The following is a 12,831-nucleotide window of genomic DNA, read 5'->3' as shown; positions in this document are numbered from 1 at the left end:
CTGCCCATGCACACCGAAGAGATCAGGGCCGTCGTCGGCCGGCTGGGCGCGCTGGTCGCCGAGCACTACGTCTTTCCCGAGATCGGTGCCGAGGTCGCGGACCGGCTCGCTGCGGCGGTCGCCGAGGGCCGGTACGACGAACTCGTCACGCCCGAGCAGTTGGCCGAGCGGGTCACGGCCGACCTGCAGGTCGGCAATCGCGACAAACATCTGCGCCTCATCTTCCGCCGCGACGGACTGCCGGACGAGACGGACCCGGTGGCCGAGGAAGCGCATTGGCGGCGCCGGGCCGCACTCGACGCCGGCGGGATGGCGCGGGTCGAACGGCTCGACGGCAACGTCGGGCTGCTGGAGATCCGGCCGTTGCTCTATCCCCCCAACCTGGCCGGACCGGCGGTCACGGCAGCGATGTCGCTGCTCGCGTCGACCGACGCGTTGCTCGTCGATCTGCGCCGCTGCGTGGGTGGATCGCCCGATCAGGTCGCCTATGTCTGCAGTCATCTGCTCGACTCCGACGAGGCGATCCATCTGCAGGACCTGGTCAAACCGTCCGACGGTACGACGCGGCAGTTCTGGACCACGCCGTACGTGCCGGGTCCGCGGTTCAGCCGCGCCAAGCCGATCTGGGTCCTGACCAGCCCCGCGACCTTCTCCGGCGGCGAGGAGCTGGCGTACAACCTGCAGCAGTTCGGGCGGGCGGTCGTCGTGGGCGAGCGGACCGGCGGCGGCGCGCATCCGCGCGACGGTTTCAAGTTGCACGAGCAGCTCGAGGCGAGTGTGCCGGTGGCGCGTTCGGTGAACTCGGTCACGGGGACCAACTGGGAAGGCACTGGTGTCGTTCCCGATCTCGGCGTGCCGGCGGACGAGGCCTTTGCCGAGGCCTATCGCCTGGCGGCCGGGTATGTGCTCGGGCTGCCGCCGGATCCCGAGCGGAACGGTGTGACCGACGAGGCGCGGGCGCTGCTGGGCGCGGGAGTCGGCGCTGGGTAACCTTCAGTCGTGTTCGGCTACGACGAGGTTCTGTCCCCCGCCCGGGTCGTCTTCACCGATCGGTACGGCGGCGCCAGCAGACCGCCGTACGGCGAATTCAACCTCGGCGGGTACGGCGAGGACGCCGAGCTGATCGCCGAGAACTTCCGCCGGGTCGCCACCGCGTTCGAGGTGGCGCCCGAGGGGGTCGTCCGGGTCAGCCAGGTGCACGGCCGCGACGTCCACGTGCTCGGTCCGGACGACGACCTTCCGCTCGACCGCAACCCGAAGGCGGACGGCCTGGTCACGACGCGCTCCGATGTCGTGCTCGCAGTACGAGCCGCGGACTGCCTGCCGGTCCTGCTCGTCGGCGACGGCGTCATCGGTGCGGCGCATTCCGGCCGCAAGGGGATGTACCTCGGCATCGTGCCGGCGACCGTCGACGCGATGCGGGACCTCGGCGCCTCACGGATCACCGCCGTACTCGGACCGTACGCGTGCGGCAAGTGCTACGAGGTTCCCGACGAGATGCGGGCCGAGGTCGCCGAGCGCGTGCCGGCGGCGTACTCCGAAACCAGTTGGGGCACTCCCGCTCTCGACGTGGCTGCCGGAGTGAAGGCGCAACTGGCCGAGCTCGACGTGGCGGTTGTCGACGCGACCGCCTGCACCATCGAGTCGGACCACCTCTACTCGTACCGTCGCGAAGGTCCGACCAGCGGCCGGATGGCCGGTCTGATCAAGCTGGTCAGCAATGAGTGACCGCGCCGACGAGTTGCGCGACAACCTGCTGCAGGTTCAGGAGCGGATCGAGAAGGCCTGTCAGGCGGCCGGGAGATCCCGGGACGAGGTCACCCTTGTGGCGATCACCAAAACCTTCCCAGTCAGCGATGTACGGGCGCTGGCGGCCCTCGGAGTCCACGACGTCGGGGAGAACCGCGAGCAGGAGCTCAAGGCGAAGGCGCCGGACTGTCCGGACCTCACCTGGCACTTCGTCGGCCAGCTCCAGTCGAAGAAGGCCAGATCCGTTGTCCGGCACTCGTCGGTCGTGCACTCGGTCGATCGCTCGTCACTCGTCGTGGCGCTGTCCAAGGCGGCAGTCGCCGAGGACAAGACCCTGCGCTGCCTGATCCAGGTGAGCCTGGCGGCGTACGGACCGGCCGACGCGGCGACCGGTGCCGGCCGGGGCGGTGTCGAGCCTTCCGACGTACCTGGACTGGCCGCGGAGATCGTGACCGCGGACGGGCTGGAGCTCGGGGGAGTGATGGCGGTCGCGCCGTTGGGTTCGGATCCGGACGAGGCCTTCGCCGGACTGCGGGACGTAGCCCTCCGGCTACGCTCCGATCACCCGGGCGCCGACTGGATCTCGGCCGGGATGACCGGCGATCTGGAGGCCGCGATCAAGCACGGTGCGACACACGTCCGGCTCGGGCGCGCCTTACTCGGTACGCGTCCTCCACTCGGTTAGTGTCGACATCGAGCGGATTTTGCTTCCTGCTCACTGTTGTCGTCGAAGTTGTCGTAGAACCGGATCGAGGTGCTGGAGGGCCATGAGCGGCGCACTGCGCAAGATGGGTGTGTACCTCGGCTTGGTCGAGGACGGGGAGCGCTACAACGCGCGGTACGACGACGAGTACGACGACTACGAAGAGTACGACGACGAAGCCGTCGACGGGGACTCCCACGAGACCGAGCCGGTACCTGCCGGCCGGGAGAGCCGCGAATCTCGCGAGCACCGCGAGGACCGTGAGAACACCAGCGGCGCCACGGTCAGCAAGTTCCCAGACCGGCGCGGGGTCGCGCCGTCCCCGGAGGTTACCGAGTTGGCCCGCATCACCACCGTGCACCCGCGCAGCTACAACGAGGCGCGCGTCATCGGTGAGCACTTCCGCGACGGCACGCCCGTCATCATGAACCTGACCGAGATGGACCACGCCGACGCCAAGCGGCTGGTCGACTTCGCCGCCGGGCTGATCTTCTGCTGCCGTGGCTCGATCGAGCGGATCACCACCAAGGTGTTCCTGGTCTGCCCACCCAACGTGACGGTCGCCGCCGAGGAGAAGGAGAAGATCGCCGCGGACGGGTTCTACAACCAGAGCTGACGCTCTGGCTGGTCACCGCCCTTCCGCCGTCTTCTACACTCATTGACGACATGAATGCTCTAGCGATCGTCCTCAGTGTTCTCAGTTGGGTGCTGCTCGCCTTCTTCCTGGTGCTGGTGGCGAGGTTCGTGCTCAGCCTGATCGTCATGTTCGCGCCCCAGTGGCACCCGAAGGGGCCGCTGCTGCTCTTCTTCGAGCTGATCTACTCGATCACCGATCCACTCCTGAAGCCGCTGCGGCGGATCCTGCCCCCGATCGGGGCCGGCGGGGTGCGGATCGACCTGTCCATGCTGATGCTGTTCGTCATCGTGTCGGTCGCGATGTCCATCAACTCAACGGCTTTGCGGTCGCTGTGAGGGTGAGAACGGTGAGGACCGGGTAGGTAGAGTCTCGGGAAATCGGGGCTGTGTCCACCGGGCCGCTCCGCCGGGCAGGACCGTTGTCGCCCGCCCGGATTCCGTCATAAGACAACGAAGCGATAACGTGATCTACTGAGTCGCCGGGGTGCAACACTACGGGGACTCCGCCAAGACACAGACAAACGAGGTGAAAGATGCCGCTGACGCCGGATGACGTCCGCTCGAAGCAATTCACGCCCGTCCGACTACGGGAGGGCTACGACGTCACAGAGGTCGACTCCTTCCTCGACGAGGTCGAGGCAGAGCTCGAGCGACTTCTCGCCGAGAACGAGGAGCTGCGGGCCAAGCTCGCGGCGGCTCAGCGCGCGGGTGCGGACCAGCAGCGGCCGGTCGTCGACCAGACCGCTGCCCTGCCGCCTGTCGTGCAGCAGCCCAAGCCCCCGGTCGTGGTCGAGAAGCCGGAGGAGAAGCCCCCGGTGATGCCCGCGGTCGCGGCGGCCGGTGCGGCTGCGGCGGCCGGCTCGGTCGGCGACGCCTCCAGCTCGGCCGTTCGGCTGCTGGAGATGGCCACCAAGCACTCCGACGACCTGGTCCAGGAGGCGAAGGACACCGCCGACAAGATCATCGGCGAGGCCCGCGCCAAGGCGGAGCGCCTGGAGAACGAGGCGCGGGGCAAGGCCGACCGGATGACCGGTGAGGCCCGTGCCCGCGCCGAGAAGCTCGACGGCGAGATCGCGGAGCGTCGCGCGCAGATGCTCGGCACGCTGGAGAAGCAGAAGGGTCAGCTCGAGCGCACGATCGACGACCTGCACGCGTACGAGCGTGAGTACCGCAGCCGCCTGAAGACGTACTTCACCGAGCAGCTGAAGGCGCTCGGCAACGGCGACGACACGCTCAGCCCGCGCAACGGCTTCCGCCCGGAGGCCCGCGCCCAGGCTCACGGTCACGGCGTCTAAAAACACCTCGAGAAGGGGCGGTGCTTTCCGGCAGCACCGCCTCTTCGGCATGTCTGGACCCAACTGACTGACGGTCCGCCAGCGGTAACAGAACGTCAAGACCGGACGAGTTGTCGACAGAACAACGAGCACGGCGCGGCACCCGGTTTCCCGGGCCCCGCGCCGTTCGTTGCGTCTGCTCGCAGACCGCTGATCAGGCCTTCGTCAGCCAGTAGGTCAGCTGCAGGTCTTCTTCGGTGCCGGTGGCAACGTCTGCCTCCGTCGGGGCGGACTGGTTGAGTTCGACGGCCAGGACCTCGCGGGCGATTTCGTCGGCGTGTTTGCCGAGGGCATCGGACAGGTCGGTGTCGGTCGAGGTGAGCCAGACCTTGATGCGGTCCGAGACCTCGAGGCCGGCGTTCTTGCGGGCCTCCTGCAACGTCCGGACCACCTCGCGGGCCAGGCCGGCCTGCCGCAGCTCCGGGGTGACCTCGAGGTCGAGGGCAACGGTCTCGCCCTGCTCGTTGACCACCGACCAGCCTTCCTTCGGCCGCTCGGACAGCAGCACCTCGGCCTCGCTGACCCGGACGTCCTCGCCGTCGACGACGACCGTCGCCGTCCCGGTCTCCTTCAGTTCGACCGCGAGCCCACCCGCGTCGGCGGCCGCGATCGCCGCTGCCACCACCGGGGTCTGCTTCGCGAACCGCTTGCCGAGCTCGCGGAAGTTGCCCTTCGCGGAGAACTCGACCAGGTGGGCGCCCGCCGCGGACAGCGGCTCGACCGCGCCGACGTTGAGCTCGTCCGCGATCTCCTGCAGCAGCTCGGGCGACAGGTCCGCGATCGCGGCCGACCCGACCAGGGCGCGGGCCAGCGGCTGGCGGGTCTTCACCTTCGCCTCGGCGCGGGCCGACCGGCCGAGCTCGACGACCCGCTTGGCCATCGACACGTGCTGCGCCAGTACGTCGTCGATCAGCGTCTCGTCGTACGTCGGGAAGCTGCTCAGGTGGACCGACTCGGGCAGGCCGGGCGTGACCGGGCGGAACACGTCCTGCCAGACCCGCTCGGTGACGAACGGCGTCAGCGGCGCCATCACCCGGGTCAGCACCTCGAGCGTCTCGTGCAGGGTCGCCAGCGCACCCGCGTCACCGGCCCAGAACCGGCGTCGCGAACGGCGGACGTACCAGTTCGAGAGCACGTCGACGAACGAGTTGATGAGCAGACCGAGCCGCTGCGTGTCGAACGAGGCGTACGCCTCGTCGGTGTCGCGGACCAGCCGGTGCGTCTCGCTCACCAGCCAGCGGTCCAGCACCGAGCGGTCCGCGACCGGGGGAGCGTCCGCAGGTGACCAGTCCGCCAGCCGTGCGTAGAGGGCGTGGAAGGCGACTGTGTTCCAGTAGGTCAGCAGGACCTTCCGGACGATCTCGTTCAGCACGTTCGGCCCGATGCCGCGCGCCTTCCACGGCGAACCGGACGCGGCCATGAACCAGCGCACCGCGTCCGCGCTGTGGTCGTCCATCAGCGAGATCGGCTCGAGGATGTTGCCGAGGTGCTTGGACATCTTCCGGCCGTCCTCGGCCAGGATGTGCCCGAGGCAGACGACGTTGCGGTACGACGACTCGTCGAAGACCAGCGTGCCGATCGCCATCAGCGTGTAGAACCAGCCCCGGGTCTGGTCGATCGCCTCGGAGATGAAGTCGGCCGGATAGGTTTTCGCGAACTTCTCCTCCGACCCCTCCGCCCACGGGTAGCCCCATTGCGCGAACGGCATCGAGCCCGAGTCGTACCAGGCGTCGATCACCTCGGGGACCCGGCGGGCTTCCGCACCACACTGAGGGCAGTCGAAGGTGATGTCGTCGACGTACGGCCGGTGCGGGTCGGTGGCGCTCAGGTCGCGACCGGCCAGCTCGCCGAGCTCGGCCAGCGAGCCGACACACACCTGGTGGTCCTCGGCGCAGCGCCAGATCGGCAGCGGCGTACCCCAGAAGCGGGACCGGGAGACGGCCCAGTCGATGTTGTTGCGCAGCCAGTCGCCGTACCGGCCCCACTTGACCGAGTCCGGGTACCAGTTGGTCTGCTCGTTCTCCCGGAGCAGCGCGTCTTTCACCTGGGTGGTGCGGATGTACCAGGACGGGAGCGCGTAGTACATGACCGGGGTGTGGCAGCGCCAGCAGTGCGGGTACGGGTGCTCGTACGGCACGTGCTTGAACAGCACACCGCGCTGGTCGAGATCCCGGACCAGGTCCTCGTCGGCTTTCTTGAAGAACTGCCCGCCGACCAGCGGTACGTCGGCGTTGAAGTGACCGCTGTTGTCCACCGGGTTCACCACCGGCAGGTTGTACGCGCGGCCCACCGCGAGGTCGTCAGCGCCGAACGCGGGGGACTGGTGCACCAGACCGGTGCCGTCCTCGGTGGTGACATAGTCCGCGAGCACGACGTAGTGCGCCGGCTCGTCGAACGGCACCAGCTCGAACGGACGCTGGTACGTCCACCGCTCCATCTCGCGACCGCCGTACTCGTCGGTCACCGTCCAGCCCTCGCCAAGCTTGTCCAGCAGCGGCTTGGCGACGACCAGCGACTCGGTGCCGTCGGTGGCGACGACGTACTCGACCTCGGGGTGTACGGCGACCGCCGTGTTCGACACGAGGGTCCACGGGGTCGTCGTCCAGACCAGCAGCGACGCCTTGCCGGCCAGCGGACCTGACGTCAGCGGGAAGCGGACGTACACCGAGGGGTCGACGACCGTCTCGTAGCCCTGGGCGAGCTCGTGGTCGGACAGGCCGGTGCCACAGCGCGGGCAGTACGGCGTGATGCGGTAGTCCTCGACCAGCAGGCCCTTGTCGTGGATCTGCTTGAGCGACCACCAGACCGACTGGACGTACTCCGGGTCCATCGTCTTGTACGGGTGCTCGAGGTCGACCCAGTAGCCCATCCGGACGGTCAGGTCGTTGAACGCGTCCACATGCCGCAGCACCGACTCGCGGCACTTGGCGTTGAACTCGGCGATGCCGTACGCCTCGATGTCGTTCTTGCCGCTGAAGCCGAGCTCCTTCTCGACCGCGACCTCGACCGGCAGGCCGTGGCAGTCCCAGCCGGCCTTGCGCTCGACCCAGAAGCCCTTCATGGTCCGGTAGCGCGGGAACACGTCCTTGAAGACGCGGGCCTCGATGTGGTGCGTGCCGGGCATCCCGTTCGCGGTCGGCGGGCCCTCGTAGAACGTCCACGGCTGCCCGCCGGCGGACTGGTCGAGGCTCTTGGCGAAGGTGTCGTGCTCTTCCCAGAGGGTGAGCACCTCCCGCTCGAGCGCGGGGAAGTCGACCTGGGCCGGCACCTGCCGCCAGGGGGTATGTGGGTTCTCTGCCGCCATCTCATCGTCCTTCGTCGCCACTGACCTGCGGGACGAGGGACGAAGCACCGGCTTGTCGCCGGCACCGCGCGGTACCACCCTCCTTGGTATCCCTGCGCGAGATACCCACTTCCTTTTGCTGCCGCTGCCGGTTCTAATGGGTCCCTTACAGACCGTTCTTCCGGCGGCTCCGGGGTGATAGCCCCATCACTGCCTTGCGGATCGCGGTTGTCAGTGTACGGCGTCGTACGAGCTGACTACGAATCGTTAATCGTTCTTGGGGGAGTTGCCGGTGAGCCGACTGAAACGTTCTGTGACATAGCGTAGTCGCTGAGACAGGGCTGTGACGCGCGGAACATCGAGCGGACTTGAAGAACCGACTACCGTATGTCCACGGTCTGCGCGTCGGACTGGCTCGTGCTCGACACGTGGCCTACTGTCTTGCGACCGGTCCGCTTCAGTCTCCGACGAAGGCAGGGGGTAGCTGATCACCATGGCTACATCGGCACCTAAGAAGTCCGCCCCCCAACGCTCTGCCGCGGCCAAGAAGAGCGCCGCGAAGAAGTCCGAGCCGGTCCAGAAGACAACGGCCCGGAAATCCCCGGCGAAGACCTCGCCGGCCAAGAAAACTCCCGCGGCGAAGAAGTCGACGTCGACCTCGACCGCGGCAAAGAAGGCTCCGGCCAAGAAGTCCCCTGCCAAGGAAGCCCAGACGAAGAGGGTGGCCATGAAGACGAACGAGAACAGGACCCCGGCCACAGCGCCGGCGAAGTCCGCTGCACATACGGCCGAAACCTTCAAGGTGAAGCCGGGCGAGGACCCGTGGACCGCTGCCGAGCTCGCCGAGCTCCGCACGGAGCTGGAGAGCGAGGTGGAGCATCTCAAGGAAGAGATCCGCGACGCCGAGCAGGAGATCGCGGGCCTGTTCCGCGACGGCAGTGACGGCGCCGGGAACGACCAGGCGGACGTCGGCTCGACCACGCTGGAGCGCTACCACGAGCTGTCGCTGGCCAACAACGCCCGCGACATGCTGAACCAGATCGAGTTCGCGCTGACCCGGATCGACGACGGCACGTACGGCGTCTGCGAGAACTGCGGCAACGCGATCGGCAAGGGTCGGCTGCAGGCGTTCCCGCGTGCGACACTGTGCGTGTCATGCAAAGAACGCCAGGAACGCCGCTGAACGACTCCGCCTCGTCTCACCAGGTGGGAGACGCAGACACCGACGCAACGGAACCGGCCGACGATTCGTCGGCCGGTTCTCCGCCGTCTCCGCCCGCCGGCCGGTCCTGGAAATGGATCGGGTTGTTCGGCGGGGTCGGTTTCCTGATCCTGCTGCTGGACCAGATCACCAAGGCGCTGGCTCTGGCGCATCTGACGCCGGGCGAGCCGGTCAATGTGGTCGGGTCGCTGCTGAAGTTCAACCTGATCCGGAATCCGGGTGCCGCGTTCAGCCTGGGCACCGGCTACACGCCGTACATCTCCGCGGTCCAGATCATCGTCGCGATCGGCGTCGTCTACCTGTCCCGGCGGCTCGGGTCGGCGGGCTGGGCGGTCGCGTTCGGCCTGCTGTTCGGCGGCGCGGTCGGGAACATCATCGACCGGATCTTCCGGGAGCCGTCGGCGTTCCACGGGCATGTGGTCGACTTCCTGCAGACGCCGCACTGGGCGATCTTCAACGTCGCGGACATGGCGGTCACGTCGGCCGCCGTACTGCTGGTGATCCAGACACTGCGCGGGATCAAGCTCGACGGCACCCGGGAGCAGCGGCGGTGACATCTGGAAGCTCGGGGACGTCCCGGACCGTAATGGTGCCGGACGGTCTCGCGGGGGAGCGGCTCGACGCCGCGCTGTCGCGGCTGTTCGGCGTTTCCCGGACCAAGGCGGCCGAGCTGATCGAGTCCGGCCTGGTCCAGGTGGACGGGTCACCTGCGCCGAAGTCCTCCCGGGTCGCAGCCGGCGTACTGCTCGACGTCGAGCTGCCACCGCCGCCGTCCGGCGTGACTGTCGTGCCGGAGACCGTGGACAACCTCCGGATCGTGTACGACGACGACGAGATCGTCGTGGTCGACAAACCGGTCGGAGTCGCCGCGCACCCTTCGCCCGGCTGGACCGGGCCGACCGTGATCGGCCACCTGGCCGGCGCGGGCTTCAACATCTCGACGAGCGGCGCGGCCGAGCGCAAAGGCATCGTGCACAGGCTCGACGTCGGCACGTCCGGGCTGATGGTGGTCGCGAAGACGGAGTACGCCTACACCGTCCTCAAACGCGCCTTCAAGGAGCGGACGGTCAAGAAGATCTACCACGCGCTGGTCCAGGGTCATCCCGACCCGTTCACCGGCACGGTCGACGCGCCGATCGACCGGCACCCGCACCACGACTACAAGTTCGGCGTGGTCGCCGGCGGCAAGCCGAGCGTGACCCACTACGAGACGCTCGAGGCGTTCCGGTACGCGACCCTCCTCGAGATCACGCTCGAGACCGGCCGCACCCACCAGATCCGCGTCCACATGTCCGCCATCGGCCATCCCTGCTGCGGCGACCTCACCTACGGCGCCGACCCCGTCCTGGCCGAGCGCCTGGGCCTGTCGCGCCAGTGGCTGCACGCCATGCGCCTGGGCTTCACCCATCCCGGCACCGGCGAGTACGTCGAGTTCACCTCGGAGTACCCCGACGACCTCGACCACGCCCTGGACCTGCTGGTCGACGCGCAGTAGACCGGCTCATGGGGTGAACGCCTCATGACACCGCGGTGCAGCCGCAGGACGCTGCGGACATGAACAGATACTCGATGCGCAGTACGCTCGCGGCCGCCACCATCGCGGCCCAGCTCGTGTTCATCGCCGGCTGGGCGGTGCTCGGAGCGATCGAAGGACACGGGTACGACGCAGGCCGCCACGACATCAGCGACCTGGCCGCACTCACCGCACAGCACGCGACCTGGAGCCGGCTGAGTCTGGGGATCTCCGGCGCGATGACGATCGCGTTCGCGCTCCTGGTACTGCGGCCCGAGCTACGGACCGCCGACGGCCGCGAATCCGTCGGCGCCTGGCTGGTCGCACTCTCACTGCCCGGCTGGGACGGTCTCAGCGACGCGTTCTTCCGGCTCGACTGCCGCGCCGCCGATGCCGGCTGTACACCGTCCGTGGCGTTCGGATCGTGGCACGCGACGATTCACCTCGTCTCGTTCGTGATCGCAGCGCCGGCGACAGCGGTGGCGCCGTTCCTGCTCTCCCGTCGGATGCGGGTGATCGACGGCTGGCGGGACCTGGCCGGACCGACCCGGATCGCCGGGTTCGTGACGATCGCGCTGCTCGTGGTGTCGGGGGTGACCAGCGGTACGGCGCTCCAGGGCTGGACGCAACGAGGTGCTGCGGCCCTGGTGGCAGCCGGCGTCGCTCTCCTCGCTTGGCGAGTACTGCGACTCCGCAGCGGGGTGCTACGGACGGCCACTCTCGTCGCGGGTCACTGACGGCTCGAAGGCACCGACCAGACCGTGCTGCGCCGCGAACAGGGTGGCGGCCGCGCGACTCCGTACGCCGAGCTTCGCGTACACGTGCTCGACATGATTCGACACCGTCTTGGGCGCGACGCCGAGTTCGCGGGCGATCTGCTTGTTCGTCCGGCCACGGGCCAGCAACGCGAGAACCTCGGCCTCACGGGACGTCAGTCCGGCCGGGCGATCGCGCCGTACCGGAGCTCGATGGCCCGCGGCGCGCAGTACGGCGCTGACCGCGTCACCGTCGAGCCGGCCGGACCGTACTTCCGAGGCCAGCGCCGCTGACGCCTCCTCGTCGCTCAGCGGCGGCCGGTGCGGTCGCGACTCGAGCATCGCGTGGAAGGCGTCGGCCGCGGCGAGCAGCCGGTCGGCCGGGGTGAGCCCGGCCGCCGTCAGCCCGCGCGGATAGCCGGAGCCGTCCAGCCGTTCGTGATGCTTCGCGGCGATCTCCCGGCTCCGGGCCAGAGCCGGGACGCGGGACAGCATCTTGTCGGTGAGGTAGGGATGCAGGCGCGCCCGTTCACGCTCCACCTCGCCGAGCGGGCCGGGCTTGTCCCAGACCGTGTTCGCTACGCCGAGCCGGCCGAGATCGTGCAGCAGCCCGGCTCGGAGCAGGTCACGCTGCTCGTCCGGCGGTAGCCCGGATCCCCGGGCGGCCTCCGCAGCGAGGTGAGCGACGCCGCGGGAGTGCCCGGCCAGGTACGGCGACTTCAGGTCGACCAGATCGGCCATCGCCTCGAGCACCCGGTCGAGCTCCGCACCGGCCACACTGCGAATCGGTTCGGGCTCGGCCGCGAGCACATCACTCCACCCGGCCGCGGTCTCGAGATCTCCGAGTACCGCGCTCGCGTGCGTCGCGAACAGATCGGCCAGCTCAGGGTCGTACAGCGTGCCCGCGTGCCGGTGCGCCAGAGACACCGCCCGGTCCGCGCCGTGCCGGCGGGCGATCACCTCGACAGGCCCGGCGAACTGCACCAGCCGGGACGGCAGGCCGATGTCCGTGCCGCGCAGATGCACCGGCGTACCCTTCCCGTCCCACTGCTCGTACGCCTGCCGTACTGCGGTGGCCGTGGCCTCGCCGAGCCCGATGCCTTCGGCGAACCGCGCGCCGAGGGCCGCGTGCGTGGCCAGCCACGACTCGACCGTGCGCTCACCGGCGACCGGGAACGCCGCCAGCCGACGTACCCGCTGGAGGGCGGTGCCGTGCGAGGCCAGCTTGCGGACCAGGAACGCCGCCGTCTGTGCCGCGCTCATGCCGAGCATCTCGTAGCTGTCGGCCTTGAACGAGATCTCGTCGCCGAACCACCGGGCCTGCTCCGAGGCGTCGGCGTGGCAGTAGGCGTTCATCAGCAGACCCGAGTAGTACGTCGCGGTCCGCTCGTCGGCGTTCGCGCCGGTCAGCTCCGCCAGCCGGAGGGCGATCACGGTCTGCCGCAGACAGTGCTCCATCGGCTGGCCGAGTCCCAGGTCAGCGGCGTACGACAGGGTCGCCACCAGTTCGGCGATCCGGACGCTTCCCGCCACACCTGCCTGCGTACCGCCCTGCATAGCGACAGTGTGCGCCGCGGCTCGGCCGACCGGATAGCGGGCGGGTCGGGAACTCGCCGAGGGGGCATTCGAAAACTGT

At 68.8% G+C, this 12,831-nt stretch carries 12 protein-coding genes; 10 read left to right on the top strand and 2 right to left on the bottom strand.

All coding sequences use genetic code 11. The annotated features are described in order from the left end of the window. Window positions 1–6 precede the first annotated feature (6 nt). The 6 genes from ACIA58_RS13165 to ACIA58_RS13140 all read left to right on the top strand — a co-directional run bounded on the left by ACIA58_RS13165 (window position 7) and on the right by ACIA58_RS13140 (window position 4,383). A complete protein-coding gene (locus tag ACIA58_RS13165) occupies window positions 7–990 on the top strand; it encodes a S41 family peptidase (RefSeq protein WP_396403864.1) in 984 nt (327 codons plus the stop codon). Window positions 991–999: 9 nt separating this feature from the next. Further along, complete coding sequence (locus ACIA58_RS13160) at window positions 1,000–1,728, top strand: polyphenol oxidase family protein (protein ID WP_396403863.1); 729 nt, start codon at window positions 1,000–1,002, stop codon at window positions 1,726–1,728. After that, the gene (locus ACIA58_RS13155) at window positions 1,721–2,434 is read left to right on the top strand and encodes a YggS family pyridoxal phosphate-dependent enzyme (protein ID WP_396403862.1); all 714 of its coding nucleotides are present in this window, start codon (window positions 1,721–1,723) and stop codon (window positions 2,432–2,434) included. The genes ACIA58_RS13160 and ACIA58_RS13155 overlap by 8 nt, the downstream gene beginning before the upstream one ends. A gap of 82 nt (window positions 2,435–2,516) precedes the next feature. After that, window positions 2,517–3,068 carry a cell division protein SepF gene (locus tag ACIA58_RS13150; RefSeq protein WP_396403861.1) on the top strand — a complete coding sequence of 184 codons (552 nt, stop codon included), beginning with the start codon at window positions 2,517–2,519 and terminating at the stop codon, window positions 3,066–3,068. A gap of 50 nt (window positions 3,069–3,118) precedes the next feature. Beyond that, on the top strand, window positions 3,119–3,424 hold the full coding sequence (locus ACIA58_RS13145; RefSeq protein ID WP_396403860.1) for a YggT family protein: 306 nt from the start codon (window positions 3,119–3,121) through the stop codon (window positions 3,422–3,424). 197 nt (window positions 3,425–3,621) lie between these two features. After that, complete coding sequence (locus ACIA58_RS13140) at window positions 3,622–4,383, top strand: DivIVA domain-containing protein (RefSeq protein WP_134098310.1); 762 nt, start codon at window positions 3,622–3,624, stop codon at window positions 4,381–4,383. A 193-nt stretch (window positions 4,384–4,576) separates the two neighbouring features. Here ACIA58_RS13140 and ileS read toward each other — a convergent pair whose 3' ends face one another. Continuing rightward, window positions 4,577–7,726 carry an isoleucine--tRNA ligase gene (ileS, locus tag ACIA58_RS13135; RefSeq protein WP_396403859.1) on the bottom strand — a complete coding sequence of 1,050 codons (3,150 nt, stop codon included), beginning with the start codon at window positions 7,724–7,726 and terminating at the stop codon, window positions 4,577–4,579. 472 nt (window positions 7,727–8,198) lie between these two features. Here ileS and ACIA58_RS13130 point away from each other — a divergent pair, with 472 nt between their 5' ends. From ACIA58_RS13130 to ACIA58_RS13115, 4 genes are read left to right on the top strand one after another with little or no spacing between them, the layout of a single operon-like run. Then, window positions 8,199–8,888 (top strand): TraR/DksA family transcriptional regulator, encoded by a 690-nt coding sequence (locus ACIA58_RS13130; RefSeq protein WP_396403858.1) that lies wholly within the window; start codon window positions 8,199–8,201, stop codon window positions 8,886–8,888. A gap of 23 nt (window positions 8,889–8,911) precedes the next feature. Beyond that, on the top strand, window positions 8,912–9,481 hold the full coding sequence (gene lspA, locus ACIA58_RS13125; protein WP_396403857.1) for a signal peptidase II: 570 nt from the start codon (window positions 8,912–8,914) through the stop codon (window positions 9,479–9,481). Between the two features lie 32 nt (window positions 9,482–9,513). Further along, window positions 9,514–10,422 (top strand): RluA family pseudouridine synthase, encoded by a 909-nt coding sequence (locus ACIA58_RS13120; protein WP_396404974.1) that lies wholly within the window; start codon window positions 9,514–9,516, stop codon window positions 10,420–10,422. Window positions 10,423–10,481: 59 nt separating this feature from the next. Next, a complete protein-coding gene (locus ACIA58_RS13115) occupies window positions 10,482–11,177 on the top strand; it encodes a DUF998 domain-containing protein (RefSeq protein WP_396403856.1) in 696 nt (231 codons plus the stop codon). Here the strand turns inward: ACIA58_RS13115 and ACIA58_RS13110 are convergent. After that, the gene (locus ACIA58_RS13110) at window positions 11,145–12,752 is read right to left on the bottom strand and encodes an HD domain-containing phosphohydrolase (protein WP_396403855.1); all 1,608 of its coding nucleotides are present in this window, start codon (window positions 12,750–12,752) and stop codon (window positions 11,145–11,147) included. The genes ACIA58_RS13115 and ACIA58_RS13110 overlap by 33 nt on opposite strands. Window positions 12,753–12,831: the final 79 nt, after the last annotated feature.

It is taken from the genome of Kribbella sp. NPDC051586, assembly GCF_044453965.1.
In the GTDB taxonomy this organism is placed as follows: Bacteria; Actinomycetota; Actinomycetes; order Propionibacteriales; family Kribbellaceae; genus Kribbella.
This window is presented reverse-complemented; position numbering and strand designations above follow the sequence as displayed.

Excerpts from the sequence above, each read along its gene's own strand:
- ACIA58_RS13165 (WP_396403864.1), top strand. The coding sequence starts at position 7 with ATGCACACCGAAGAGATCAGGGCCGTCGTCGGCCGGCTGGGCGCGCTG.
- ACIA58_RS13155 (WP_396403862.1), top strand. The coding sequence starts at position 1,721 with ATGAGTGACCGCGCCGACGAGTTGCGCGACAACCTGCTGCAGGTTCAG.
- ACIA58_RS13150 (WP_396403861.1), top strand. The coding sequence starts at position 2,517 with ATGAGCGGCGCACTGCGCAAGATGGGTGTGTACCTCGGCTTGGTCGAG.
- ACIA58_RS13145 (WP_396403860.1), top strand. The coding sequence starts at position 3,119 with ATGAATGCTCTAGCGATCGTCCTCAGTGTTCTCAGTTGGGTGCTGCTC.
- ACIA58_RS13140 (WP_134098310.1), top strand. The coding sequence starts at position 3,622 with ATGCCGCTGACGCCGGATGACGTCCGCTCGAAGCAATTCACGCCCGTC.
- ileS (WP_396403859.1), bottom strand. The coding sequence starts at position 7,726 with ATGGCGGCAGAGAACCCACATACCCCCTGGCGGCAGGTGCCGGCCCAG.
- ACIA58_RS13130 (WP_396403858.1), top strand. The coding sequence starts at position 8,199 with ATGGCTACATCGGCACCTAAGAAGTCCGCCCCCCAACGCTCTGCCGCG.
- ACIA58_RS13120 (WP_396404974.1), top strand. The coding sequence starts at position 9,514 with ATGGTGCCGGACGGTCTCGCGGGGGAGCGGCTCGACGCCGCGCTGTCG.
- ACIA58_RS13115 (WP_396403856.1), top strand. The coding sequence starts at position 10,482 with ATGAACAGATACTCGATGCGCAGTACGCTCGCGGCCGCCACCATCGCG.
- ACIA58_RS13110 (WP_396403855.1), bottom strand. The coding sequence starts at position 12,752 with ATGCAGGGCGGTACGCAGGCAGGTGTGGCGGGAAGCGTCCGGATCGCC.